At 42.0% G+C, this 26527-nt stretch carries 21 protein-coding genes; 6 read left to right on the top strand and 15 right to left on the bottom strand.

The genetic code is table 11. The annotated features are described in order from the left end of the window. Positions 1-291 precede the first annotated feature (291 nt). Together MHB50_RS02490 and MHB50_RS02485 are read right to left on the bottom strand one after the other, a co-directional pair. On the bottom strand, positions 292-5346 hold the full coding sequence (locus MHB50_RS02490; RefSeq protein ID WP_340084815.1) for a SpaA isopeptide-forming pilin-related protein: 5055 nt from the start codon (positions 5344-5346) through the stop codon (positions 292-294). Then, positions 5258-6757: an Ig-like domain-containing protein gene (locus MHB50_RS02485; protein WP_340084814.1), complete on the bottom strand. Its 1500-nt coding sequence runs from the start codon at positions 6755-6757 to the stop codon at positions 5258-5260. The genes MHB50_RS02490 and MHB50_RS02485 overlap by 89 nt, the downstream gene beginning before the upstream one ends. A 752-nt stretch (positions 6758-7509) precedes the next feature. Between MHB50_RS02485 and MHB50_RS02480 the strand changes: the two genes are divergently transcribed. From MHB50_RS02480 to MHB50_RS02470, 3 genes are all read left to right on the top strand, one after another. Then, positions 7510-8424, top strand: coding sequence for a class I SAM-dependent methyltransferase (locus tag MHB50_RS02480; RefSeq protein WP_077112906.1), 915 nt, complete (start codon positions 7510-7512; stop codon positions 8422-8424). Between the two features lie 224 nt (positions 8425-8648). After that, entirely contained in the window at positions 8649-8834 is a 186-nt protein-coding gene (locus MHB50_RS02475; protein WP_077112908.1) for a hypothetical protein, read from the top strand. A 35-nt stretch (positions 8835-8869) separates the two neighbouring features. Continuing rightward, the gene (locus tag MHB50_RS02470; RefSeq protein ID WP_077112909.1) at positions 8870-9004 is read left to right on the top strand and encodes a YjcZ family sporulation protein; all 135 of its coding nucleotides are present in this window, start codon (positions 8870-8872) and stop codon (positions 9002-9004) included. Positions 9005-9060: 56 nt separating this feature from the next. Here MHB50_RS02470 and MHB50_RS02465 read toward each other — a convergent pair whose 3' ends face one another. Continuing rightward, complete coding sequence (locus MHB50_RS02465; protein ID WP_340084813.1) at positions 9061-10101, bottom strand: beta-carotene 15,15'-monooxygenase; 1041 nt, start codon at positions 10099-10101, stop codon at positions 9061-9063. Between the two features lie 102 nt (positions 10102-10203). Next, on the bottom strand, positions 10204-10911 hold the full coding sequence (locus MHB50_RS02460; RefSeq protein ID WP_340084812.1) for a cytochrome c biogenesis protein CcdA: 708 nt from the start codon (positions 10909-10911) through the stop codon (positions 10204-10206). Between the two features lie 231 nt (positions 10912-11142). Here MHB50_RS02460 and MHB50_RS02455 point away from each other — a divergent pair, with 231 nt between their 5' ends. Together MHB50_RS02455 and fetB are read left to right on the top strand one after the other, a co-directional pair. After that, complete coding sequence (locus MHB50_RS02455) at positions 11143-11835, top strand: phosphate ABC transporter ATP-binding protein (protein ID WP_253191903.1); 693 nt, start codon at positions 11143-11145, stop codon at positions 11833-11835. Then, complete coding sequence (fetB, locus tag MHB50_RS02450; protein ID WP_077112913.1) at positions 11832-12587, top strand: iron export ABC transporter permease subunit FetB; 756 nt, start codon at positions 11832-11834, stop codon at positions 12585-12587. The genes MHB50_RS02455 and fetB overlap by 4 nt, the downstream gene beginning before the upstream one ends. A gap of 450 nt (positions 12588-13037) precedes the next feature. On the opposite strand, the gene MHB50_RS02445 is transcribed toward fetB, so the two are convergent. The 6 genes from MHB50_RS02445 to MHB50_RS02420 all read right to left on the bottom strand — a co-directional run bounded on the left by MHB50_RS02445 (position 13038) and on the right by MHB50_RS02420 (position 19282). Next, positions 13038-13643: a response regulator transcription factor gene (locus tag MHB50_RS02445; protein WP_340084811.1), complete on the bottom strand. Its 606-nt coding sequence runs from the start codon at positions 13641-13643 to the stop codon at positions 13038-13040. After that, a complete protein-coding gene (locus MHB50_RS02440) occupies positions 13640-14764 on the bottom strand; it encodes a sensor histidine kinase (RefSeq protein ID WP_340084810.1) in 1125 nt (374 codons plus the stop codon). The genes MHB50_RS02445 and MHB50_RS02440 overlap by 4 nt, the downstream gene beginning before the upstream one ends. 15 nt (positions 14765-14779) lie before the next feature. Then, positions 14780-15913 (bottom strand): DUF418 domain-containing protein, encoded by a 1134-nt coding sequence (locus MHB50_RS02435; protein WP_205178703.1) that lies wholly within the window; start codon positions 15911-15913, stop codon positions 14780-14782. A 304-nt stretch (positions 15914-16217) separates the two neighbouring features. Further along, positions 16218-17072, bottom strand: coding sequence for a hypothetical protein (locus MHB50_RS02430; RefSeq protein WP_340084809.1), 855 nt, complete (start codon positions 17070-17072; stop codon positions 16218-16220). Continuing rightward, positions 17065-17982: an oxidoreductase gene (locus MHB50_RS02425; protein WP_340084808.1), complete on the bottom strand. Its 918-nt coding sequence runs from the start codon at positions 17980-17982 to the stop codon at positions 17065-17067. The genes MHB50_RS02430 and MHB50_RS02425 overlap by 8 nt, the downstream gene beginning before the upstream one ends. Before the next feature lie 97 nt (positions 17983-18079). Further along, entirely contained in the window at positions 18080-19282 is a 1203-nt protein-coding gene (locus MHB50_RS02420; RefSeq protein WP_340084807.1) for a PDZ domain-containing protein, read from the bottom strand. 419 nt (positions 19283-19701) lie between these two features. Between MHB50_RS02420 and MHB50_RS02415 the strand changes: the two genes are divergently transcribed. After that, a complete protein-coding gene (locus MHB50_RS02415; RefSeq protein WP_139345735.1) occupies positions 19702-19944 on the top strand; it encodes a hypothetical protein in 243 nt (80 codons plus the stop codon). Positions 19945-20289: 345 nt separating this feature from the next. Here the strand turns inward: MHB50_RS02415 and MHB50_RS02410 are convergent, their stop codons facing one another. From MHB50_RS02410 to MHB50_RS02390, 5 genes are all read right to left on the bottom strand, one after another. After that, positions 20290-20511, bottom strand: a complete 222-nt coding sequence (locus tag MHB50_RS02410) for a hypothetical protein (protein WP_077113954.1) — start codon at positions 20509-20511, stop codon at positions 20290-20292. 422 nt (positions 20512-20933) lie between these two features. Then, positions 20934-21839: an NAD(P)/FAD-dependent oxidoreductase gene (locus MHB50_RS02405; protein ID WP_077113955.1), complete on the bottom strand. Its 906-nt coding sequence runs from the start codon at positions 21837-21839 to the stop codon at positions 20934-20936. Positions 21840-21879: 40 nt separating this feature from the next. After that, positions 21880-22317, bottom strand: coding sequence for an Rrf2 family transcriptional regulator (locus tag MHB50_RS02400; RefSeq protein ID WP_340084806.1), 438 nt, complete (start codon positions 22315-22317; stop codon positions 21880-21882). A 494-nt stretch (positions 22318-22811) separates the two neighbouring features. Further along, on the bottom strand, positions 22812-24593 hold the full coding sequence (locus MHB50_RS02395) for a sulfate adenylyltransferase (protein ID WP_340084805.1): 1782 nt from the start codon (positions 24591-24593) through the stop codon (positions 22812-22814). Between the two features lie 425 nt (positions 24594-25018). Further along, positions 25019-26452 (bottom strand): S41 family peptidase, encoded by a 1434-nt coding sequence (locus MHB50_RS02390; RefSeq protein WP_340084804.1) that lies wholly within the window; start codon positions 26450-26452, stop codon positions 25019-25021. Positions 26453-26527: the final 75 nt, after the last annotated feature.

The raw sequence follows: 26527 nt of genomic DNA, 5'->3' as shown, positions 1-26527 counted from the left end.
AAGCCGCTATATCTAAAAAAGCTCAAGCCAACGAAGATCAATGATGTTGCAATGCACCTTTTTTGATGTTGATGAACAACAGGAAGTTGGGAAATTTATATCTTCATCTTGAAATTGAAATAGTAAATGTACAGTTATTATACCATAAATTGTATAGTTCATTTCTTAAAATAAATGTTTATATACTTGGGAAACTTTCATGAAGAATGTCGAGGTGTGTCTTACCGTATGAAGTGGCAAATAGAAGTAATGGCTTCCATATACTATACTAGCATATGGAAGCACTTCAGTTTATTCTTGGCGATTTCTTCTAAATCTAGTGAGAGTAATGCCAACTAGTAGAAGAATCAGTCCTGCTGCTGCATATTGGAATATGGTTGTAGCAGTATTTGGGAGCTTCGTCCCGCTATTTTGTTTTTCTGGATGCTGTATTGGGTTGTTTGGTTTATCTGGTCGGACTGGAGTATCAGAATCGTTTTGCTCTCCTATATCAACCGGAACTTTCGTATTCGTTACTTGGATCTTTAATCGCTCTTCCTGACCTTTTTCAATTGTAAATGGTACTGGTTCCGTTCGTTTTTGATAGCCTTTAGGTGCTTCCGTTTCAACAAACTGATAATCACCAGGTTTCAAGCTGTCGACTATGATTTTTCCTTGTTTATCTGTTGTTAAACCTGCTTGAAGTGTACGACCTGCTTTATCCTGCAACTCAAATTCTGCTCCAGGCAGCGTCAATGCCTGATCATCTTTATCGATCTTAGTTAACTCCACTGCACCTGGAGTTAACTCGTTGACCGCTGTGAGGCGCAATACCTCTTTTTGTCCTTTCTCAATTTCAAAGACGAGCGGTGAAGCATCGAGTTTGTAATGTTCGGGTGCTTTTGTTTCTACAAGTTGGTATTGTCCCGGTTTTAAATTGCTTACGATCAGCTTGCCACTTTCATTTGTCATCAAGCCTTCTTGAAGCGTTTTGCCATTGGCATCTTGAAGCTCAAACTCCGCGCCTTCCAAAGTTAACTCGTCATTGTCTTTATCAACTTTGAGCAATTGGACTGAGCCTGTCGCAAGAGCATTTTGCACAATTACTTTTACTGCCTCTGTTTGGCCTTTTTCAATCGTGAATGCGATTGGGGTCGGGTCCAAATGATAGCCAAAAGGCGCTTTCGTTTCCACAAACTGGTACTTGCCCGGTTTTAAATCTTTGACGGCAATTATGCCTTCCTTGTTTGTCGATAGGCCGGACTGAAGCGTTTTGCCATTGGCATCTTGAAGCTCAAACTCCGCGCCTTCCAAAGTTAACTCGTCATTGTCTTTATCAACTTTGAGCAATTGGACTGAGCCTGTCGCAAGAGCATTTTGCGCAATTACGTTTACTGCCTCTGTTTGGCCTTTTTCAATCGTGAATGCGATTGGGGTCGGGTCCAAATGATAGCCAAAAGGCGCTTTCGTTTCCACAAACTGGTACTTGCCCGGTTTTAAATTGCTTACGATCAGCTTGCCACTTTCATTTGTCATCAAGCCTTCTTGAAGCGTTTTGCCGTTGGCATCTTGAAGCTCAAACTCCGCGTCGGCCAATGGGGCCTTGTTATTGTCGCCATCCACCTTTGTCAATTCCACTGATCCTGGCACCAATTCATTTTCTGCTGTCAGTTTAATCCATTCTACATCTGCTTCCGTTTTACTTTTGGCAATTGTAAATGTGATTGGCGTGTTGTTTGATTTATAGCCAAATAGCGGTTTTGTTTCGACAAATTGATAGTTGCCCGGCTTTAAGTCTTCTATGACGACTTTTCCGTCTTTGTCTGTTGTTAAGCCTTCTTGAAGGGTTTTGCCGCTAGCATCTTGCAATGCAAATTCTACCCCATGTAATGGTGCGTTCTTGTTGTCTTTATCAACCTTCGTTAATTCCACTTTACCGCGGATGAATTCATTTTCAGCCGTTACCTTCAATGTTTCTTTTGGGCTTTTGCCGATTTCAAATGGTATTGGCTTTGCTGTAAGTTGATAAAAGTCAGGCGCTTTTGTTTCAATGAATTGGTACTTGCCTGGTTTCAAGTTTTGTACAACGAGCTTGCCTTCGGCATTCGTAGTCAAGCCTTCTTGGAGGTCCGTTCCTTCTGCCGTCTGCAACTTGAATTCCGCACCGGATAATGACAAGTCTTTGCGATCTTTATCCACTTTTATCAATTCTACAGAGCCTGGTATCAGTTCGTTATATGCCGTGATTTTGAGCATTTCTTTTTGGCCTCTGACAATCTCAAATGCAAGTGGAGTAGAATTCAAGAGATAATGTTCGGGCGCTTTCGTTTCAACAAGCTGGTATTTGCCCGGTTTTAATCCTTTCACGATCAGTTTTCCATCCTGATCCGTTTTTAACCCTGCCTGAAGATCTATTCCATCTGCCGTCTGCAACGTAAATTCCGCACCGGATAAAGGTAGTTCTTTGTTGTCTTTATCCACTTTCGTCAATTCGACAGCTCCTGGTGCCAATTCATTTTCAACTGTCACGAGAAGGATTTCTTTTTGGCCTTTCTCAATTTCAAACGGCAGTGGCCTGGAATCAAGCGCATAATCTTTAGGTGCTTTCGTTTCAACAAATTGATACTTGCCCGGTTTCAAATCTTTAACGATGAGCTTTCCATCCTCATTCGTTGTTAAGCCCGTTTGCAGCACCTTACCCGCCGCACCTTGTAACTCGAACTCTGCACCAGCCAGTGTCATCTCCTTGTTATCATGATCAACCTTGATTAACTCGACTGAACCTGGTATCAATTCGTTATCTACTGTTACTTGTAACGCTTCTTGTTGTCCTTTTTTAATTTCGAATGGAATTGGTGAAGAATCCAGGCCGTAATGTTCGGGTGCTTTCATTTCAACAAATTGATATGGACCCGGCCGTAAATCTTTTACAATGAGTTTGCCATTTTTATCTGTTGTTAAACCTTCTTGGAGAATATTGCCTCTCTCATCCCGAAGTTGAAATATGGCACCTGATAATACAGTTTCTGGATCGTCTTGATCTACCTTTGTTAATTCAACCGCTCCTAAAACGATTTGATTTTCTGCTGTTTTCCTGACAATTTCTGTTTGCTTTTCATCTATTTTGAATGAAATGGGTTCAGGGTTGAGTTGATAACCTGATGGAGCTTTTATTTCAATAAATTGATAATCTCCTGGTTCAAGCTCCTCTTTAAAAATGACCCCTTTTTCATCGGTTGTTAGTTCTGCCACTTTTTGATATTTGTCTCCGACCTTGCGCTGGAGTTCAAATACCGCACCGGCTAACGTTTCTTTCGTTTCTTGATCTATTTTCATTAATTCAACGGCATGAACGATCTTCTTGTTTTTCACCGTTATTTGGTTGTTCTCTTTGGAGTCGATCTTGACGGTTTTGCTGTCCTGGATGCCGACAACATATCCATCCGGCGCTTTGTCTTCTTTTAAAATATAATCGTTGTACAGCAAGTTCTTGAATACCGCTTTGCCGTCTTCACCAGTTGTCAGCGTGCGAATGGCAATGTTTCCTTCGTTGTCATATAAAGTGAACGTCGCTCCTTTTAGCGCGTCTCCTGTGGAAGCATCCACTTTCGTCACTTCCAGGCTGCCCGTTTCGCCACTGCCGCTTCCAGAACCGCCGGTTATTTTTACGACGATTTTTTCTTCAGAATCCGTTACTTCAGTAGTGATCTGCTTACCGTCAAATGAAGTTTTATTGGTTATTTCATCTCCATTTCGAGCATTGATGTATGACTGATATTCCAAAATATAGGCTTTATCAATGTCGTTGAGGAATTTTATTTCAAAGGTTTGCTTGCCTTCATCATCTGTTTTAATGTCAAGGGTGTAATCTTCCCCTCGCTTCAGTTCATTTTCGGGATCCTTTGTCACCGTGCCATTTTCAGCAATTTTAGTGCCGTATAAATGGAATGAATTTTCCAGCAAGATTTGATTAGGACTTGGATCATCGGTTAATGTTGCATCTGAAACTTTCGATTGCCCAAAGTTGATATTGACTTTCCAGTCAATCACCTTTCCATTTTGAGCTCCCGATTTATGTGTATATTCCCCCCCATGAGCGACAGATACTTTCGCATCAAGACTGGTAATTTCCTTATCACCGTTGAAAAGCTTCGCGGTGTTATTATATTCCTTTTGGATCAGTTGATCTTGAAGACTTGTTTTATATGTAATCCAGTACGGTGTATCAATATCTCCATTGAAGTTAATTTTAAACCCTGGATTTCCGTTTTTATCTTCAACATTTTCAATGGTAAAATCCTCACCAAGAGTCAGCTGGGCGCCTTTTTCAACTCCGTTTGCCGAACCATTCAGCTTCATCTCATAGACTTCAATGGAGTCTTTCGCCAATTTCTGGTTACCCAGGATATAATCAGTCACCAAAGCATTTTCGACTTTCTTCAGATTGTAGTTAAGGCCGATATTCCAGGTAATTTCTTTGGTAACCGCATTGTACGACCCATTTTTAAAGCCATTGCCTTTTGTATAATGATCCGGATCAAACTCTGCCGTACCATCTTTGTGTTTTTCTTCTCCATCCTTATCTTGCCAAATGATTGTTGCTTTATTTTGGAAAGCCTTTTTTCCATTTTCTCTCGCATCATAATCAAATTTTGTTTGATACTCGATAAAATGCGGAATTGAAATATCATGAACAAATTCGATTGTAAAGCCATCAGCTTCTTCAATTAAATGATAGTCTTCACCCTTGACTAACGTTTTTTCAGCATTTGTGATCCTCAACGTATCAGGCTGAAACGTCAGCCCCTTATTAGAAAAAACATCCTTTAATTTTACATTTTTCATCAGGTGGCTATCATTGTTGAATGAAATTCCCCACGTAGTCGTTTTCTTTTCGTAATCTGTTTCAGGATGATTTGGGTAATTGGCTTTAATCAAAATTTGCTGGTGAATATCTCTTGATCCTTCACCCTCTTTACCTTCTCCCGTCACCACTTTATTGGTAATATTCTCCCAATCGAATACGCGGTCAGTCGCTTTGGTTTTATAAATAATTTTATAAGCGGAATCGATATCCTCCTTAAATGTAAGTTCAAAACCGTTTTGATTTTCCGTGGATGTTGGCGTTACCGAGAAACTTTCAACCTTCTCTGTACCCGCCTCATTTCCATCTTCACCAATGGTTACTTTATAAACTTCGAAAGAATCTGAAATGAGCCCTTGACTTTTATTGAAAAAGTCTTGTAAAAAGGCATCTTTTTTGGAAATCGATTTTTCATTATAGTTGTATAGAATTTCCCATGTGATCGTTTGTGTTTGTTGATCGTAATGTGTTGATTTTTTGGATATTGGCTTTCCACGGTTCACTGATACCGTTGCACTTTTCTATGGCATATTCACCCGGGTCCATCAAATCCCCTTGTACCACACTTCCATCCAGTTGGACATCCAGTTTGTAAACTTTGATCGAATCAGCTTGCAGCCTTTGCCCTGTTTGGATCGGATCACGGAGAACAGCATTTTGTATCTTCTTTAATTGTTTGTTAAAATCAACTGTCCATTCAATCGATTCTGTGTTATAGGCTTGATTTGGTATTCCCTTTTTATCAATTTCCGGACCCGGTTTTGGCTGAAAGTGTACGGGAACGCTGATGGTGTCCCCATCTTTTATTGGGAACACAATCTCTTGTTCGACGCTTCCTTTCCAGTCTTCCCTGAATTCCGTCCATAGCTTCAACGAACCTTCAATATTGGAATGTTTTTTTATTTCCTCGTTAAAAACCATGGTCATCGTGCCGTCGGTTTTGACCGTAAATGTTCCCATATTGATACCACCAAATATCAGCGGTTCATTTTCGAGGTCATTATATACTTTAAATATTTCTGGAAGTTGAAATGTAAAAGTTGACCCGGCTCCATACCCATGGTTATTTTCAAGCTTCCATGTATATTCTATTCCCACTGCCGATCCCAGACTTGGACGATAATTTGGATTCTCTTCTGCATGAATGATATTTCCATCTTCATCCCTCAAGGAAACCGATGTTAAAATACTTTCTGTTATTTCTGAAGTAGATCCGGCGTTCATTTGTGCTCGGCCGGTTGCTTTGCTACTCGTTATATCGCTTGCTTCAGCCGTCTTACTGTTTGATTTGCTATTCGCTTCATTCTCGTTCTCCACTCTCGTGGGTTCCGTTTTTTGCTCTCTATCAGAGCCTGGTGCAGCATTTGTCTTGTCATGATTCTCCTCTGCTGAATCGGCTAGAAATGATACGTTCAATACGTGAGCTATTTCTTGAATGACAAATTCAATGGAAGCTGTATCTTTTCCTTTCAAGATCTCCTGATTGAAGGCAGCCTGAATACGAAGTGTTCCTTGGGCATTTTCACGATTTTCAACCTTGTCATGAAAAGTCAGAGCGACCGTTCCATCTGTTTTCACTTGAAAAGAACCAATGTCGCCATTTGTTCCCAGTAATGAACCCTGTTGCTCCCTCACAACTTTCAATTCACGGGGAATGGCAAACGTATAAGTTTCCCCTACTTGAACAGCTTCTGTATATGACCAGTCGAACTGTATATTTACGACGTCATCTTTGTTTACTGCATGACTTGAATCCATCATCTTTCCTTCTTCATCAAACAGAGTCACCTTTGAGATCAAGTCTTGTTCCAGCTTTTCAGCGCTCTTTATTTCAGGCGAATTGGAAAAGCCGCTTAAAAAAGTTTGAGAGAGAAGCAGGAATAACAAGGCAATATGCCCAATCTTTTTCCCCATTTCAACATAATCCCCCTAACAAAAATTTTTTCCTTGAACATTTTTTAGGAAATCAGATTGCATAACTATTCATGTGAAAAAATCGCCTCCTTCGGCACATCATTTCGAAATGAGAAAGTGGGAAAATCTCTACACTCTTTGATGGGGGAAAAACACGGAAGCTCATTCAGAAGGTCAGCTTTTACACCAAATCCCAAGTCTCTGCTTTCTCGCTTCCTTAAAGACGAAGGATTTCTGCTTGATGTCTAAAGTGCCCCCATCTAGATCGGTGTCAAAAGCCAAGTCGTTGGAGAGATCTAAAACGAATAAACAGTTTGAACTACTGTTCTCGTTGAATTTTGTCCCAAAAAAGGATTATGGATGGTGAAACTTTACAAAATCTGTACAATAAGGTGTTTTTTCCATTGAACACGTATAAAATGAAATTCGCAGGCTTAAGTGAATTTTTCATGCAAGCGATACCAAGTACTGCAAACATTGAACCTCGGATATAGAAGTCATTTTTTCGTATCTATTTATGACATTTTTGTTACATGACTTCCCTGACGCTTTTTATAAAAAAGACATCCTGGAATGCCCTTTTCATTTCAATAATCCGAATTTTCCCCCCCGTTAACTACTTACACCTAATATCTTGACAAAATTATTTTTTGTGCTATAATTTACTTTTATGAATTTAAGTTGTAGAATAGGATTCTCCTGGCCAGGGGAATCCTATTTTTTTTCGTTTTAACTTGAAGGAGTGAATTTGCGTGGAAGAAGGCAAGTCTAGTTTAACTTCATTGATAGCGGCTTTTGGCAGAGCTTATCACAGTGAATTCGATTCACCGAAAATTTTTAACGACTATTTGGCCAAAGAGCTCATTACCACAGAAGAGTTTCATAGCATTAAAGAAAATATGGTTCAGGGTATAGCGTTTTTTAATCAAGAAATAGCGGAAAAATCTTTGGAAAATAAAGAAGAAATCATCAAATGGATCACACAAGTTCAACTTTCACCAACACCATTGGCACGAGCCGCCTATTGTGAACAGGTAGTGGGGACTGAAATGAAACTGGGGCTAAAACAGTATGTCATACTCGGAGCGGGCTTGGATACTTTCTGTTTTCGCCATCCCGAGATGGAGCATACCCTTGACATATTCGAAGTCGATCACCCCGACACACAAGCATGGAAACAGGAAAAATTGACTAAAGCCGGCTTCACAATTCCCGGCAACCTTCATTTTGTTGCCATGGACTTCACCAAAGACTTCTTAGTTCAAAAGTTGCTGGACGCTGGGTTTAGTAACCAAAAAACTCTTTTTAGTCTTTTAGGCGTATCTTATTATTTAACGAAGGAAGAAAACGCAAATCTGATCAACCAGTTATTTGCCAATGTCCCACACGGAAGTTCCATCGTTTTGGATTTTGCCGATGAAAGGCTATTTACAGAAAAAGGAGTTTCCAACAGAGTAGAAAATATGGTGAAAATGGCAGCAGCAAGCGGGGAACCAATGAGGTCATGCTTTTCCTATGCTGAAATGGAGAGCATGTTGGAACAATCGGGTTTACTCATTTATGAACACTTAACTCCAGAAAGAATCCACGAACTATATTTTGACAAACGTACAGACTACCTGTCTGCCTTTGAAACGATTCATTACATTCATGCTGTAAAAAAATAAACACTTTATTCAAACCGGCAACCCCCTTTCACGGAGGTTAGCCGGTTTTTGGATGTATTTTTTATACTCACATTGTGCTTTAAAAACCCACATTTTTTTCCATCTAAAGTTTTTGCAAATTTTTTTGGTAATTTTTTTATTCGTTTCCTCTTTCGCCTATACACAAATATCCATGTTGAATAATATAACAAAGAACCGTTACCCACAGGGAGAGGAGGATAGCGATGTCTAACCAAAAGAAAGAAAAAGTCATTCACGTGGATAATTTGGTTATTCACGCGCAAAATGTGGATTTTGTCCGTGAGCAGCCTCATAGGGACAGGGAGGAGCTTCCGAGGGATCCCTGGGCATTTTTTTGGGGAAGGCCGCGGGAAGAAGAGAGACTAGAAAATGAAAGCAGCAGTGAATAAGGAATTCCTAATTCAATGAGAAAGGGGTGATACTTTTGGGCTTCGGTTTTGGATATCCCGGTTTCGGATGTGGTGGCTTTGGATACGGAGGTTTCGGATACGGTGGCGGATTCGCGTTAATCGTCGTACTATTTATCCTGCTGGTCATTATTGGAGCAGTCTGCTACTAGTAGAACACTGGCATTATCATAAGCCGTCCCGCCACTGGAGCGAGGACGGCTCTTTTTTATGAAAAAAGTGATTTAAAGCGTTCGGGCTCATCCAGGCGAATGGCCGCTTTCGTGTATGTTTTTTTCAATCCATAAAGCATGGATGCCTCCAGCGGTTTTCTAAATTCAATCACACAATGGGGCGGCACTTCCTCAAAGTCCTTGGCGATAAACGTAATCAGCTCTTTGGACTTGAGGTTGAATTCGGCTGCCTCCTTTCCCCAATGGATCTTCTCCATTTCTGCAAATGGGATAACCATCCGCTTTCCCATCCCCAACGAAACATACAGTTTCTTATCTTTAACCGATAAGGGATTTAACCGTACCGCCTGAATTTCGCCGATAAAATAAATGACAGTGTAAATGTTAAGAATGAGCAGGATAACAGAAATCACCGGCGACTTTCCGTGTATCAACCAGTGAATCCCAATCGTCTCAATCACCACCGCATGAATCAGCATAATGTAAACAGCAATCAAGCTTGATTTTTGATGAAGGGTAAAATAGGATTCACCTTTCGGGGGATGTTTTTTCCATGAAGCAAACGCATAAAAGAACACGATGATTTCATGTGCCACAATCCTCAGCAACACATGGGAGCCAACACGCTTTTCAACAGCTGCGGGGAGCAGGAACAACGGGCTTTCGCCATGCGCTTTGATCCAACGAATAATGCCCGGAAGCCTCCAAGCCAGCAAAACGACCAAGCCCAATTCAGCCAATAAGATGACAGCTTCCAAGCCGATGGCGGCAATCGGCAAGTAGGTGAATGGCTCGAAATAGACGCTTGGTATGAGAAAACGGGCAAGTACAACCCCAAGCACCATCCACATCACGAATGATTTAACCGTGATCTTTTTCCCCCGCTTTAAGAACAAAATGAGCAGCGGAGCAACAATAGCCAAGTCAATCAGTGACCCAATAACGACCCAATTCGCATCCGCAGAGAGAACCAATGGTGTAATGGGGGAACGATATAAGAATGTATTGACGCCAAGAACAAGAAAGAGCAGAAAAAGCAGAATGTAAAATCGACGGTCTCTTTGAACGGCAGTCATAAAAAATCTCCTCGTTTTTCTTTTATCGTAACATAGAAAAAGCCCCGCAAAAACGCAGGACCAACTTTCATTATTATAAATTTGTGACAAATGCCAAGCATCTCAAAACCCGGTAAAACCGCCAAATAGGGGGAGTAAAAGGGAGATAATCACAGTCATCCAATTAAAGAACAAAAGAATTCCTACGATGACCATCAAAATGCCGCCAATCTTCATAAAGCGCTGTCCGTTTCTTTTCAGGAATGTCATTTTATCAATAAATAAAGACATTAAAATAAATGGGATCGAAAACCCGAGGACATAGGCACCCATATAGAATAGGCCTTTTCCCGGATCTTGAGCGACAAGGGTAGCGACCCCCATTAAAATCGGCCCGGTGCATGGAGTCCAGCCTGCGGCAAAGGCCAGTCCAATCAATACAGACCCCACATACCCTGCGGGCCTGTTCTGAAATTGAATTTTCTTATCCATATTCAGGAAGTTAAAGTTCAGCACACCGGCCAGTACCAAACCAAAAAAGACGAGTATAATCGCGCCCACTTGCCTCATAAGATCTTTAAACTTGAGAAAAAAATCCTCCAACAGCGTTGAAGAAAAGCCAAGCACCAAAAAAATGATGGAAAAGCCCAGCAAGAACAATAGTGTATGGATAAATGCTTTCTTTTTGAAAATCCCTCGGTCCGACTTCAACTCACTGACCGACATGCCGGTTAAATAGGAAAGAAATGCCGGATATAATGGGAGGGAACAAGGGGAAATAAAAGATAAAAAGCCCGCCCCGAAAGCAAGGAAAAGGTTAATTTGTTGCATATTGATCACCAGCCTCTTTCTTTATCTTAAACATGAACGATGCCAAATACAATTGACATGATTGTGAAAAAACTGTGCCGCTCCTCCATTTTAACAAAAAGCAAACAACCTGTTTGAGGTTCACTCGCATCTCCTGTACTATTATTTCATACATGATTCACGTCGGGAAAGGAAGTGTCATGAACAATTACTACAGAACATCTGCTGAAACCCGCCATTCATTTTCACCGCGTGTCTTATTCTATCGGTGATGCCGATATATTAAAAGAAATAACCGGCTCGATTCCCGCCAGAAAAATCACCACGCTGGCCGGTCCATCGGGAGCAGGGAAAACAACGCTGTTGAAACTCTGCAATGGTTTGATCTCCCCCACCTCCGGAGATATTTTTATTCATGACAAAAATATAAATGAATATGCGCCTATTGAACTTAGGCGAATGGCCGGGATCGCCCTTCAGAATGCGCCCATGATAAAAGGAACAGTTTATGACAATCTGGCCTTACCATTGAAATTGGCAGGAAAAAACCTCCCGAAAAAAGAGGCTGCCTCTTTTTTGGAAGACGTTGGATTGGACGAGGCTTTTTTAGATAGAGACAGCAAAAGCCTTTCAGGCGGCCAACGCCAAAAGGTTTCGATAGCCAGGACACTTGTCAATCGCCCGGATATTTTACTGTTGGACGAGATTACAGCTTCGCTCGATCCCGCTTCTTCGAAAGAGATTGAACAATTGATTGTAAAAATAAACCGCAGATACGGCGTCACGATGATTTGGATTACCCACCATTTGGAACAGGCTAGAACAATAGGACATTATACGTGGGTGATGATGGACGGGCGCCTCGTTGAAGCTGGAGAAAGCACTCTGCTTGAATCTCCGCAAACAGAAAAAGTGAAGCGCTTTGTGGAAGGAGGATGGTCATGAGCTATACTGCATTGGCTTTCACACTCATTTTCGTGCTCATTCCGCTCCTATTGTCCAAAACGCTTCAATTAGGACTTGAAAAAGATACGATTGTGGCAACAGTCCGATCAATCATTCAGCTATTGATCGTCGGATATTTATTGCAGTTTGTTTTTGAATCGGAGCAACCCATCTATGTGATATTGATGATTATGTTAATGATTGGGGCAGCAGTGGAAAATGTTCGGAAAAAAGGGAGCTTTATTAAAGGCATTACGTGGAAAGTGACAATCACGATTATATTCATTGAGCTTATCACCCAAGGGATATTGCTCGGGTTGCGAATTACGCCCCCGACTGCACAATACATCATACCGATCAGCGGGATGGTGATTGGAAACGCCATGGTGCTTTCTATTCTTTTCTTAAACAGGTTCATTTCCGAAGTGGAAGCTCATGAAGACGAGGCCGAATTAATTTTATCTCTGGGCGGCACTCCGAAGCAGGCGATCCATTCCCAATTGATTTCTTCGATCAAAGCTAGCATGATTCCCACGATCGAAAGCCAGAAAACGATGGGACTCGTCCAATTGCCGGGTATGATGAGTGGACAGATCATCGCCGGGGCTGATCCGCTCCAGGCCGTTATGTTCCAGTTGCTCGTTCTCTTTCTTTTGCTGACAGCCGCGGCCATTTCCGGCGCCATGCTGGGCTTCCTGTCCTATCCATCGTTGTTTAACAATCGAATGCAGCTAAACCGTTTGAAAAACTAAGCGCCTGCTGCCCTCATTTGGCAAGCAGGCCCTAAACCGGATTTTGAAAAAGTTTATGAGGATATGGACAAAAAACCTTCCCAATAACAAAGTGGTTTTTCCGAGATGCTCTGTCCATTCTGTCCATGTCAATCATTCCCACCTCTATTCATTATAGAGATGGGGTAAGGGAGCAATGCATATCGTATTTGGCGATGACAGAGGGAAGTCGCATCCCTTAAGTATTCATGAGGCTTTCCGTCTCCATATTGGTTTTTCTTGACAAGACCATATACTGGGAAGTTGATCAAACCACGGTGAAGCCATGATACAAAAAACGGCATAACTCGTTCACAAAATAGTTATACCGCACAAGGAGAAAGTGAATGCTTTCGAGAAGAGATAGATGTGGGGTTTTGGAATGAAAAACAAGGGCTTCCCTAAAAAAATAATCCAATGGTCCTTTTTCTCTTATATCCATCCTTTTTCTTCGGCGATCTTTACCGCCTGTTGCCTCGATTCGGCTCCCAGTTTCTGAATAGCCGAAGATAAATAATTCCGCACGGTCCCTTTCGTCAAGAAGAGTGTCTTGCAGATGGTGTTTGTCGTCATGCCTTCATTCGCCAGGCGCAACACTTCCACTTCTCTTTTACTCAACGGGTTCTCCTCCCTTATAAAAAGAGCGGCAGCCAAGTCGGTGCTAATCATCCGTTGTCCTTCCATGACCTTTCGAATGGACTCAATCAAAAAATCAATCGGCTCATCTTTTAGCAAGTAACCCTCCACTTGGGCATCCATTGCTTTTTGCAAATAGCCGGGACGCGCAAAAGTGGTGACAATCATGACTTTGCAAGGCAATTGCTCATCCCTTATTTTTTCGGCAACTTCCAATCCGCTGATCCCCGGCATTTCAATGTCAAGCACGCACACATCTGGCTGATGGCTCCGGATCACTTCCCATGCTTTCTTTCCATCCGATACTTCGGCCACTACTTCAATATCCGGCTCAAACCTTAGTAAGGAAGTTAAGGCGCCGCGCAACATCTGCTGGTCTTCCGCTATTACGACTCTTATCATGACGCAGGTCTCCCCTTTCCATCTTGGCGAATGGGGATTTTTAAGACGACGGCCGTCCCCCCGCCAGGCCTATTTTCCACCGTAGCAGACCCTTGAAGTGCTTGCATTCTCTCATTCATCGACTGGATCCCGTTTCCACCTTCTTTTTTTACCAACCCCACTCCGTCATCCATTATTTTTACATAGTAGACTTGGCTGTTCGCTCCCTGTTCCACCGTGCAATGCTTTGCCTTGCTGTGCTTGACAATATTGGTTACCGCTTCCCTGACAGAGAGGGCGAGCATCGTCTCTTCCACACTTGATAAAAGCGGGAGACGGCCCTTTACGGTGATGAACAGTTCCATACCTGCTGTTTGCAGCAGTTGTCTGGAGTGCCCCCATTCACTTTCAAGGGAAATGAATTTCATATCCGAGACAAGCTCCCTGACCTGCTTCAGAGCTATTCTGGACGTATCCAATATGTCTTTCAGCTCTTTCTTTGCCTGCCGGGGATCCTGATCGATCAACCGGTCGGTCAACTCGCTTTTCATTTTAATCATTGTCAGCGTATGCCCAAGGGTATCGTGAAGATCCCTTGCGATCCGCTGCCGCTCCTCCTGTTGAATAAAATGTTGTATTTGTTGATTGGCTGCATCCAGTTCTCCCCGCAGGCTTTTATTTTTTTCTTTTATATAAATCAAAACCGGATAAACTATTTGCAATATCATGATCGGCAACAGTATGGGATATTTCAGTGTGAAAAAGGCCTCTTGACTTTTCCAGGGAACGAGAAGAAACATCAGTGCAATAGCAACAATGCCAAGGCCGATGTGCCACTTTGAATGCGCTCTTCCCAAAAGGTCGGCAAAAATGAAACCAAACAGCAAAACGGAAGAACCAACAATTACGCCTAACAGTGTCAAGATGGCAATACCGGTAATGACAGCGGCCAAAAGGCGCCAGTCCCTATACCAAAGCGCAACATAAAACGATATAAAAAATATGAACAGGGAACAGAGTCTTTCCAAGATGCCAAGATCGCTCTCTGAACTCAAAACGATGTAACTTAAAAATATGATAGACACGGCATCAATCAGCAAATAATGCTTGATTTGCTCTTTTGGGTAGATTTTATTTTTCATAAAAATCCTCCGGTGTTATCGGGATACAGCGATTCCAGTGACACGCTTGCGAATCATCTCCAACGGCCCAAGATGAAAGAACCGGAACCAGATAGACGCAAAAAGCAGTTGAATGAAGGTGATGATCCCCCAACAAACAATGACTTGCAGGGAGTCCAGCTTCCCGCCTAGCGCAAAACCCCATCCGTAAAATAAGATGGATGACAAAATATTTTGCACCACATAACAGCTCAAAGACATCTTGCCGACATTTTCAAGAAGGTTCCAAAGTCTATTCCATTTCTTATATTCTATCATTCTTCCAATGATCGCAATATAGCCGAGCGACATCAACGGAGCAAATAAATAGCGGACAGCCAAGTCAAAATCGCCGCCAGGGACAAAAATCAACAGATTTAATGGCAAGCCGATATAAATCCCTAGTTTAAACAACTTGTCACGCTTTCTCCTGCCATTTTCGTCCGGGGCAAAAACACCGGAACGCATCAGGCGCACACCGAGCAAAAATAAAAATATGTTCATCGGAATAACCCAAATCGCTTCCGTTCTCAACAGCAAGAAATGAGAAAGGCGATATTGAATTTGCTGAAGCCATGTCCCATCCCTATAGAGGGAAACAACATCCCCGAAATGGCCCAATGACGCATTCGCTGCCAGCAGGCTCAGTATCAATATACCTAAAATAAGTACAGCATGGATGCTCCCAATCACCTTCATCGTCTTCGATATAAAACGGTCGCCCTTTTTCACAATGAAAGCGACAATGATTGCTGTAAGACCGTAGCTCATTAAAATGTCATATTCCATCACGAGGGTAAAGTGAATAAGGCCTTCGATGATCAAAAAAGTGGATGTCCATATATAAACGCCGGGCCAGGTATTCCCCTTTCGAAGTGCCTGCCTGTATTTTAATTCCAGACCCACCCCAAACATGATAGTCAGCAGCCCCAGAAACTTTCCATTCACAAGAAACAGAACGGCCATACGCAAGAAATCATCCGCATTCCACCATCCGGAAAAATGATAAGTCGTGATATAACTCAAATCCCCAAGATGGGCAAAAATCCATATATTCGTCCCCAGCGTTCCCAGGACGGCAAAGCCCCGCAGAATATCAAGCAGACGGATTCTTCCTATGCGTTCTTCCATCTTCCTCACTCTTTTCTTATTCGGATTGATAATGTTATTGTAACTGCGAAAAGAGTTCAAAAACATTCACACCTGTAAGTGAATATGTATGACAGGTGTCATATTTTTACAAAAACAGGGGTCGGGACAAAACCCTGTAAAAATGAAATAAACCGCATGGAATCAAGGTGGTTACGGTGGTTACCCCTAAAACCTTGATTTCACGCGGTTTTATTCTTACGATTTTTACGAATATGAATCAGCTTTTAACCATTTGCTGTTTCGTATTTGCTTATGTCCCAACCTCCTTCGAACGATGGCGGCCTCATTCCGAACCTTTATATGTAAGTTTTACAGGCTCATTTTTCTCCATTGTAGCCTTATATAGGCTGATGTCTCCAATCGGCGGAACAGACGAATCGGATTGAACAACAAAATTTTCGTTTAAAGAAATAGTCCAAGCGGCTTCGCCATTGTTCACTAACACAACCGCAAGGGTTCCAAACTGGACAACTTGATCCCAGTTGAAGGTATCCATTTCTCCGTTTTGCCGCACTGTTATTCCTTCTTGATTGCTGATAACCTCTGCATTTTCTCCGGACCAGCGCCCTTGAATGGATGGTCCTACATAGTAATAGGATCCCCCACTGCCGCGATCCCCGTGTGTGCCGATGTATTGATGAATCGTTTGATCCGCCGCTTTATAAGTGACAGCCGCAACGTCGTTGGCGATCCATTTCACCTTGAAGTCTCCTGCTGTTGGATAAGGGAAACTTTCTTTTGGCCGGGCTAAAAGATAATAGTAAGTCCTGTAGTATGTGGTCTCACCTGTTTTCTTATCTTCTTTCATGGATAACACATGTTTCAAGTTCGGTGACAGGCTTACTATATTATTTGTTTTCCGAGCGTCCGCAACGAGTAGCAGCCCGTTTGTTAAAATGACTATCGCCATGATCAGGCCTCCTGCCACCCTCCACTTTCTTGTAGCTGTAACGAACAAAAGAAGGGCCAATCCCAGGCAGATGATGCTGAAAATATTGATCATGTAAAAGAGCCGGCCATCACTGTACTCCACTTGAAATTTGGCATGCAAGTATAAAAATCCGCCCTGCCATAAAAATAAACCCAAAGCCAGAAGCAGCAGAGCCCAACCGCTAAATTTTTTAAAGTGTTCATTCATTTGCCGGTACCTCCGTCGAAAACACCCACGTTTTTCCGTTGTCATCCGAAACGAATTTTCCTTTTACTTTTCCCCCCTTATAATCTCCGTTCGGACCCTGATTCACCAGCATCGCCAGGCTGTTCCCTTCCTTAAAGGGGGTTTCAGCGATCACAAAGATTTTTTCATATTGCTCCGGGATACGGATCTCCGCTTCCTCCCAAGTATCCCCTCCATCTTGTGTCACATGAAGCTCAGGACGCTCGGGATTTATAATCCCAAACGATAAAAACCCTGTCTGCTCATCTGTAAAGCCGCCATCCGCCAGTAATCTCGTTACATTCGAACTGTTAGCTTCTCTCCAACTTTTCCCGCCATCGTTCGTTAGAAAGACACTCGACACTTCTTGCGACATCGTGCGCCCTCCCGAACTGATCACATAACCAAATTGATCATTTAAAAAAGACACTTTTCTGTAACGCATAGGAGGATATTGCTCCGCCACGACGGTCTCCTCCCAAGACCTCCCTTGGTCAAGAGAATATGCCATCTTAATTTGCACGCTTTCCGAACTATTCCCCACCGAATATAAAAACGCGGCCCGCTCTTTCGTAAGGATATAACTATTCTCAATGAGCTCTTGTTGGTTACCGTTATATTCCCCGCCAAAAAGAGACTCTTTTTCAACTGGAACCGGGGTCCAGTTCTCACCTTTATCAAACGTAACACTCAACTTATCATGTTGAAGGGAATAGTCAATCACTTCTTCGGCAAACAAAGGTTGTTCCTCAGTCACCGTACTATCTTGGCTGTCCAAAACCGGATGACTTTCCAGAGCCTTTTCCTGTTTGCCGGGAATATGGTATAAAATGAGTCCTGCAATTTGTCCGACTATGACAACGCAGGCAATCCCCAAGATGACATGTTTCACGATAAACTCTCCTTTAAAAAAATAAAGCCCCGAACTCAAAAAACTGCGGCCAACATGCTTTTTTTGAATTCGGGTTTCAATACCATTGTCTCATCGTTTAAAAAGAAGCGACTTCCGTGTCCTTTGGCCTTTCCCGTCTTTCTATAAACAGAATCCCCAACTCGTGATGATCGCCTTCATACAAGGAACACTGGACAAAGCGAATTTCTTGATGTTCGTCCAGCACTTCAAGTTTGCAGTACGCCCTGTTTTTTAGCACTGCTTTGTACAATTCTTTTTTATTGGTTACTTCAAGGTTATTACATTTTACGATAACTTCTCCTGTTTTCAACTCCATCCGGTCAGCCGGGGACCCGGGAAGGACATCCAAAATCATGACGCCATCGTTAAGCGGAGTGTAATAATATAATGTATTATTTTCACGAACCCGGTGGCGGTATGAAATCCAAAAGCGCCCCAATATACTGATTCCGGCAACGATTGGAGGGGCAACCGACGGATAGAAAAATACAAGGGCATTAGCCACAACAAGTACGATAATCCCAAGAATCAGCGTTTGTTTCCCCAGCTTGACTACGGCGTCTTTAGGGAGACAACCTTGAACTTGCTGTTGGAAACCGAGTAAAAAAGGCACAAGAATGATCGTAAATGTTTCTCCGCCCCATTGAACGACAGGCCACCAGTCGAGTGTCGATACAAAAGGACCCGCCGGATAAACAAAGAGTACCGGAACAAGCCATAACCGTTTCACCTGGTGAGCGCCAACGGTCAAACCTCTGCGGCTTGTACGCAATTTTGGCGAAACATCTTTTAAGCCGCCCCGCATCATGAGAATGCCTTCCATTAAAATAAGGAGTGCAAGCAGAATGGATAAGCCTGATAAAAAAGTCATATTCCCCCGCAGTTGCTCTATGTAAGGAATCTGAAGCTCTAATGAAACAGTTGTATAAATAAAGACAACCGGCAATCCAATCGTAAAAGCAGCTGATAATAAACGCGCGTTTGCAATGACTCCCAACAGAATGGAGAAAGCAGCAATCAATATGATGTATTCAAGCGGTACCGCCACACCAAGAACCATTGTAAAGATGGAGAGTATGACCCCCGCCAGGATACCCGCAGGCCACAACTGTTTTAATTCATGCAGAGCCCCGTTGACCCTGACATGAAAATCTTTTCGTTCCCGTTTCACTCGTAAATATCCGGCTGCAAGCGCCAGAATAATAGAAAAATAGAAAACGGGATGGATGAAAAACTTCCCGATTGCCTTGGCAATCTCCAACAACAAAATTTGCGCCACTCTACGCTACCTCCCTGGAATCAATGAAGTTATATTTATTTTAACAAAGATTGTCCGTGGTGGGGTAAGTAATTCTCATCTTGGTTGAAAGTGGACATGTCTTAGACAACAACACACACATCTGGCATGATAACAGCACAAAACAATAAAGTTGTCATAAGGGGTGCGCCGGGGGCTAATTTAGTATTGAAAAGATGGAGGGAGTTAGGAAAGCCAGAATGGGGTGAAAATAATAAGAAGAAAATAGATGTTATCAATTTTCTTTAGGTGGACCCCACAAGGACTCCACTTTAAGAAAAACTGTTTTAAAAGCAATATCCAATAACATTAGTGTTGTTGCAACAGCTGGAAATTATAGAGTTGGCTCCGATTTAACCAACGGAATACTTTTTCCCGGGCATTATCAAGATGTGATTCAAGTGACAGCGATTGATAAAAGTTTTACAACTCCTCTAATGGCAAAACATATAGATATTGTCGCGTTAAATGTAATGGTAAAAATTCCACACCTATCAACACACTACCGTCAAGCACATGACCGCTGCTATGCGAGTTTTGAAAACGTGACAATGGTTGTGATAAAAAACTTTACAATTGTGCGAATAAAAGCCAACGATCCAGGATGGTGGATCGTTGCATACTCCCATGGTAAAATATGTTAAAAACAGGAAAATGCCTTTTTCATTCTGAAAAGGTATTTTGCTTTCTAATAACTTGAGCGTCTATTCAACCTCCCATGGTCTTTCCTAAGAAATAGAAAAAGGAATAGAGACCTAGTGAGGGAACACATGAAGAAATACCAAAAATTGCCAGTGTGTGATAAATTGAATCGTTTGCCTTATTTTTTAAAATGATAGAACTCCGATAGAATACACCTAATCAAAATAACAATAGGCAATAATATGACATTAAATTAAGAGGAAGATACTCAGATGTTAGACTAAAAAAACTAAACAGATTAATTCGAAAATTAAAGAGGCTATTACATTGAAAGTTAATTTGAATTTTTACCTTTCACACCCGTCATCCCTCCATAAACTTATTGTGCCGCCTGCTGTTACGCGCTCTTTCACTTCTCCTTGTTCCATTTCCTCCAGCCCATCCTTATAAACCTGATATGCCTCGTATAAAACAGTCCGATGGGCCGCTGACATTTTTTCCAATTGGCCAATTTCAACCTTTATGATGTTGGCGCCCAACTTTTTATTTTTTAAGATGGTTCTGTACATCTTTTTCAAGTTGATCCATGAAATATGTTACTGGAACCTATTCGGATTTCTCACAGATAATTACTTTTCAAAGCCATGACAAACCGGACTGCGTCCATCCAGTCCTATGACAATGTTCTTCCTCCAAGTAACCAAACCCTCTAATTCCATTGGTAATCTCACAATCGCTTTCCCTCAGCCGTGTTTTAGGAGGTACTTAGAGGATCAAACCTGGTGGAAACCCAAGGGCTAACAAGTTTTGGGATACGTTTCAATTCCTCATAGGGAAGATGTTAACAAAAAGGTTGGAGGAATGAGAAATGAAAGTGTTATACGGATTTCAATTCCTCATAGGTAAGATGTTAACTTGAACGCTACACAATGGACGAAGTTAAGCGCGTCTAATTTCAATTCCTCATAGGTAAGATCTATAAAAAATCGAATTAAAATCTATCCAATGTTATATCCATGTTTATGCTAAAAGCAGCCTTATTGCCGTCAGCGGCAGCGATCATCAAAGAAGAGGGTCCTGCCTTTTCAGTTTCACCTGCAATATATACCCCACTCTCTGTTGTTCGTCCAGCATCGTCTGTAATCATTCCTCCGTTTTCATCAACTTGACATTTTAATTGTTTAGCAAATTTATTAGGGCGATAAAAACTTGGAACGACGAAGCCACCACTTCTTAGAATGTTTTCACCTGTTTCTAATTCAACACTTTCCAAGTACCCATGATTTCCGTGTAAATTTTTTATAACAGCTGTATAAACCTTAATCTTTTTACTTTTAAAATCATTTTGCACTTTATTGGAGAGCTGATGACCATTAGTAAAAACGATTAAATCCTTCGACCAATTAAAAACCAATTTAGTCAGATGATTTATGTGTTCATCATTTTCTGCTATTATAGCTAACGGCTTGTCTCTCAATTCCCAACCATCACAATATGGACAGCTGAATAAACTTTTACCATAATATTGTCTAATCTGTGTTAAGGAAAATTCCTCTTGTATACCAGTTGCTAACAGTATTTTTTCTGTTATATAAGACTGATTATTCGATGTATGAACTAAAAATAAATCATGTTGGTCATCTTTATTGACCCCCATAACCGTCTCATTCAAAACTGAAACAGAAGGATAAGATTCTAATTCTTTAATGGCGATATTTTTGAATTGTTGCGGTTTAATGCCATCTCTTGTTAAAAATCCATGTGACTCTTGAGTCACACGATTTCGATTAGTTCCGTTATCAAATAAGGCAATCTTTCTACGCGCTCTTCCTAAAGTTAAGGTTGCACTTAGTCCAGCAGGTCCTCCACCAATGACAATACAATCATATTTTTTCATTATGATGTTCCTCCGCACTTAAAATATATATCATAGAGCTTTAATATCTGCAATTTAAATAAGAGCCATCTTCATTTGATAATGCCTTATTCATTTTGTTAGCCAGGTCAACTATACGTGTTTGATTCAATTCATCCAAAAGCTTTTCCTCGGCTGATTCAATCGCCTTCTGAATTAAACAATCAGGATTATGGTTGAGGCAGTAATCAAAAATAGGTGTCAAACCTTCAATAGCTTTTATTACATCGAGTAATGAAAGTTCTTCCCAACCCTGTTTTAATTTATAACCCCCATTTGCACCTGAGACAGATTCAATCATACCCGACTTTACTAACTTTGTTAGTATTTTAGATAAATATGTCGTTGAAACTTTTTGGCGTTCAGCTAATTTTGCCACTCCAATATGCTCATCGGAGGGATTAACAGCTAAAAATAGCATGGTGTGGAGAGCATAGTTCGTTGCTTTTGTTAACTTCATATGATCAGTCCTATTGTAGATTTAATGTATCTATAATATCCATTTAAATTTTTAATGTCAAATACTAAGCTTATTCAACGAATGGGCGTGATTGTTGCAGATCAAAAGTCTAATTCCTCAATAAAGATAAAACAGAAAGAGAATTAGGTTTTTTTACATATTGTAAAGAAAAAAATGGTAAGTCTGTTGTCGATCACTGATCAAAAAGTTGACAGAAATGGTACATACTTATGACCATAATCAATTGTTTCCTAACAATTACATTTCATTTTTTAGTTTGATTTACATGGGATACATGTCTTTAAAGTAAAAGCATTGATTTAATCCATTTTTAAAATTTACTCTTGATAAGATCCTGCCCCCCAATTGTTGGTCACAATTCTAATAATGTGAGGCCCGGCTCGCCTAGCGTATGGGTTTCATTTTCACAATAAAAAGAAGACCGCATTCATCACTGAATGGGTCATCTGCATCGGGGAACTTGCGGAATTCTTTTATGATTCGTCAGCAACTAAATCAGGCTTCGGGTCACTGGGACTTTCCATCTCCTCCTCGGGCTCATCGCTTCCGCGGTAGCGCTCGTATGGAAGCGGATTCCAAACACGGTATTCCAATTCACTAACATGGATGGCAGCCGGGACTTCATGAAGAATTTTTTCCGCTACATCCAATTCTTTCTGTGATTCCTCTTTATCTTGATACAAAAATTCATCGGAAGCGACTTCCGGTGCCTGCTGTACTTTTTCTTTTAAGTCTTCCACAACCATTTGCTGCTGTACTCGCATAGCATCACGGGCATCTGTAATCCATTCCCGCTGAATATCGCGGTTGACATCACCGGCATAAGTATATTCTTCATAGACTTCACGGTAAATGCGGTCTGCATTTAAGCGGACATCCATGATTGCCGCTTCGAGATCACGTGTAGTCAACTCTTCCGGAGTTAATTTCTCAAGGCGCGGGGTACCGCCCAGGCGGTTTGCTTCCAAGTAAAACGGGAACATGCTCTTGATCGTCTTACCAACAGGCGAGATCGAGTTTTTCGTTTTATCAACGCCTTTAGGCTGAACTCCCTGCATGGCGATCCGGCTTGATTCGGGACGCACAATTTCTTTTGGCGGCATGATGCCATGGCGGAGCATTTCCCGGATCCCCGTACCCGAAATTTTCAGCCGGAAACGTTCATCATGGGAACAGGTCTTCTCAGTCGCATGGTTCGCACAGCGTGTGCAATAGAAGACTTCATGATAAAGGCGGACGTCAATCCCCAACTCTTTAGGGTCAAACTCATCAAAGATCGTGTGGCTGGCATATTTATCATAGTAGTCGCCCACTCCGGCATGATCCCGTCCGATCAGAGCATGGGTACATCCGAAGTTTTTCATAATCAATGCATGGAGGACCGTTTCACGGGGGCCCGCGAATATATATGTCACTCTTAACGGAGCAAGCGAAACTCTTTCTTTAGGATAATACGCATCTAGTACACTTCGATAAGCGAGCATACGGAACTCATTTCTCGTATATTCCCGCTTGGCCATTTCAACGAGTGGCTGGACAAGCAAGCCATCAATCGTTTCCAAGGCATTCTTATGGATATATTCATGACCGCGATGCAGTGGATTGGCTCCGGTAATGAATCCAGCGACAGAACGCAGTTTTTTCTCCTCGTAAAAGATCCGCCATGTATCTTTCGGTTCCAAACGCAGTTTTTCGAATGGCCCCCAGTTCACACGGCGGAGCAGTGTAATCGGCCCGCCCAATGATACGTCTCCCATGCGGCGGTAAATCGAGTCTACCCCAGGATGATCGCGATCTGTTGTACCAAAGAGATGAAATGCTCTTTCCTCTTTGTTGTAGTCAAATATATCTTCAATTTTCAGAATTGCAACCGGATTCTTTGTTTCATCAGCAAGCGCGACTTCATCACCAATGGAAAGCGTTTGCACGATTTCCTTATTGCGGTTGCCTATTGGTGCAAAGCTAAGCGGAACCGGCCAAACCGTACCATTGGAAAGCCTTCCTTTTTTGAGTACGGATTTATAGTCGGCTTCATTCATAAAACCTTCGTTTGGGGACAGCACTCCCGTCGCAATCATCTCCAGCGTAATGACTGCCTCCAAATCGACCATAATCGTAGGGAGCTTCCTGGCTCTGATCATCGCCTCTTCCTGTTCCTTGCCTGTTAACACTCTGTTAATCAGTTTCCCTCCGTGGGGTTGTTGTGGATAACCCGCAAATTCAGCTTGCTCTTGTACTGCCGTTTCTTGATCCATACCTTTCCTTCCTCCTTGTTCATCTGATGACTTACTTGTCCATTTGCGTGTCTTCCCGGAAACAAGACGAAGCAAAGCGCGCCCAATGACGAATGGACCATGACTTCTGAAAGCGGAACCATTATTTTGCTCAAGTAACTATATGGCGCATTGTTTCAACGCGTTTACTTGAAACAAAAATGTTTCTGCCGGGGCCCCCACCTCATATCAATGGTTCCGGAATTTTGTCCTGGAAGACCTCTTTCCCCTAATCCCAACGGCGCATGTAACCGCTTTTATACCTATAAAAAAGTAATACCCTTATGGGTTTACCTCTGTAAGGGAAAATGAAAATGGTTTTATATTAAATTCTGAATTTATTATATTATTTCTTTCGATAAAAAACAAGATGATTGGCCCAAATGACAAATTTTTTGACTGAATGGTTATTTGAGCGCTTTTAATGACACTTGCAGCTGCAAATCGTTGCGTTCGTCTTCAATGCGTTTCATAATTGCCGCTTCGAGCCGAGCTGCTGTTTTAGGATCAATTTTTCCCGTCACCGGAATTTTTTCGACAGATTGGAAAGCCTTGACCGCCCGCTCGGTTTGACCGTCGAAATAGCCGTCTGTTCTCCCTGGCCCATAACCAAGACCTGCTAACAATTGCTGGGCAATTTTCACTTCCTCGCTATTCATATCCCGTACTAATTGCTTTTCGACGTTGAGAGAGTGGGCATAATAATATTCCGGCTGAGCCACTTCAATCGTCGGCTCAATTCCCTTGTCGTGAATCCAATTTCCCTCAGGCGTCAGCCATTTAAACATCGTTAGCTTGACATTGCTTCCATCTTCGAGTGGAATAGCCTGCTGAACTGTTCCCTTGCCAAAAGTTCGGACTCCCACAAGGTGATAACCTTCCACTTCGTTTAACGCTCCGGCAAGTATTTCAGAAGCAGAAGCACTCCCTTCATCAATTAGCACGGTTATCGGATAAGGCTTTCTTTGTTTAAGGCTCGAAAAATACGGACTCTTGTTGCCGTTCCGCTCTTCTATTTGAATATACGGTTTTTTATCGGTAACTAACTGTTGTAGGATCTCCTCCACACTTGAAAGCATGCCGCCAGGATTGCCGCGTACGTCAATTACTAGTCCCTTAATCTTTTTTTCTTCCAACTTTGCAAGTTCTTTTCTGAAATCACGCGCGGTTCCCTCTGAAAATGATGTAATTTCCAAATAGCCTATTTTTTTCCCGTCGCTCTCTTTTATTTCCGAGAACACTGTCAAAATAGGCACTTCTTCTCTCGTAATCTCTACTTGAAAAGGTTTGCTTGTCCCCTTCCGTATGATGTCAAGCGTCACAACCGTCCCCTTTTCCCCGCGAATCTTGTTCGTTGCTTCATATAAATCGAGTCCTTCAATTGATTCGCCATTAATTTTTATAATCTGGTCACGTGGTTTTAATCCGACTTTTTCTGCCGGCGTGTTTTTTATCGGCGCTACAATAACGAGTTTGCCATTTTCAATCGTTACTTGAGCCCCAATCCCTTCAAAAGATGAATCCAGGTGCTCGTTAAATTGCTCTGCCGTCTCCTTGTCCATATAGACGGAATAGGGGTCCTTCAGCGTCCCGATCATCCCTTGGATCGCTCCCTGTACCAGCTGTTCACTCTCAACTTTTTCCACATACGCCTCTTGAATAAGCCGATATACTTGCTCCACCTTCTCAAGGTGAGCCGAAATCATGGATGTGTCGTTTTCTTCCTTCGTTTCCGGCCGATCTTGATCCCGCGAGTCCAACCATTTGATCCCCGTATAAGTTCCGCCAGCTCCAATAAAAAAAGAGAAAGCGGCGATGATTGCCAACCATCTTTTCTTCATCTTCTTCCCCCTTGCCCATTTCCAATAGTACAGCACCATCTTTTCTACACATCCTATGCACGGAATGGACAAGTT

Source organism: Siminovitchia sp. FSL H7-0308 (assembly GCF_037980985.1).
Lineage (GTDB): Bacteria > Bacillota > Bacilli > Bacillales > Bacillaceae_C > Siminovitchia > Siminovitchia thermophila.
This window is presented reverse-complemented; position numbering and strand designations above follow the sequence as displayed.

Excerpts from the sequence above, each read along its gene's own strand:
- MHB50_RS02430 (WP_340084809.1), bottom strand. The coding sequence starts at position 17,072 with ATGAATGAACACTTTAAAAAATTTAGCGGTTGGGCTCTGCTGCTTCTG.
- MHB50_RS02460 (WP_340084812.1), bottom strand. The coding sequence starts at position 10,911 with ATGCAACAAATTAACCTTTTCCTTGCTTTCGGGGCGGGCTTTTTATCT.
- MHB50_RS02390 (WP_340084804.1), bottom strand. The coding sequence starts at position 26,452 with ATGAAGAAAAGATGGTTGGCAATCATCGCCGCTTTCTCTTTTTTTATT.
- MHB50_RS02445 (WP_340084811.1), bottom strand. The coding sequence starts at position 13,643 with ATGATAAGAGTCGTAATAGCGGAAGACCAGCAGATGTTGCGCGGCGCC.
- fetB (WP_077112913.1), top strand. The coding sequence starts at position 11,832 with ATGAGCTATACTGCATTGGCTTTCACACTCATTTTCGTGCTCATTCCG.
- MHB50_RS02440 (WP_340084810.1), bottom strand. The coding sequence starts at position 14,764 with ATGAAAAATAAAATCTACCCAAAAGAGCAAATCAAGCATTATTTGCTG.
- MHB50_RS02465 (WP_340084813.1), bottom strand. The coding sequence starts at position 10,101 with ATGACTGCCGTTCAAAGAGACCGTCGATTTTACATTCTGCTTTTTCTG.
- MHB50_RS02435 (WP_205178703.1), bottom strand. The coding sequence starts at position 15,913 with ATGGAAGAACGCATAGGAAGAATCCGTCTGCTTGATATTCTGCGGGGC.
- MHB50_RS02410 (WP_077113954.1), bottom strand. The coding sequence starts at position 20,511 with ATGTACAGAACCATCTTAAAAAATAAAAAGTTGGGCGCCAACATCATA.
- MHB50_RS02405 (WP_077113955.1), bottom strand. The coding sequence starts at position 21,839 with ATGAAAAAATATGATTGTATTGTCATTGGTGGAGGACCTGCTGGACTA.
- MHB50_RS02400 (WP_340084806.1), bottom strand. The coding sequence starts at position 22,317 with ATGAAGTTAACAAAAGCAACGAACTATGCTCTCCACACCATGCTATTT.
- MHB50_RS02475 (WP_077112908.1), top strand. The coding sequence starts at position 8,649 with ATGTCTAACCAAAAGAAAGAAAAAGTCATTCACGTGGATAATTTGGTT.
- MHB50_RS02395 (WP_340084805.1), bottom strand. The coding sequence starts at position 24,593 with ATGGATCAAGAAACGGCAGTACAAGAGCAAGCTGAATTTGCGGGTTAT.
- MHB50_RS02485 (WP_340084814.1), bottom strand. The coding sequence starts at position 6,757 with ATGGGGAAAAAGATTGGGCATATTGCCTTGTTATTCCTGCTTCTCTCT.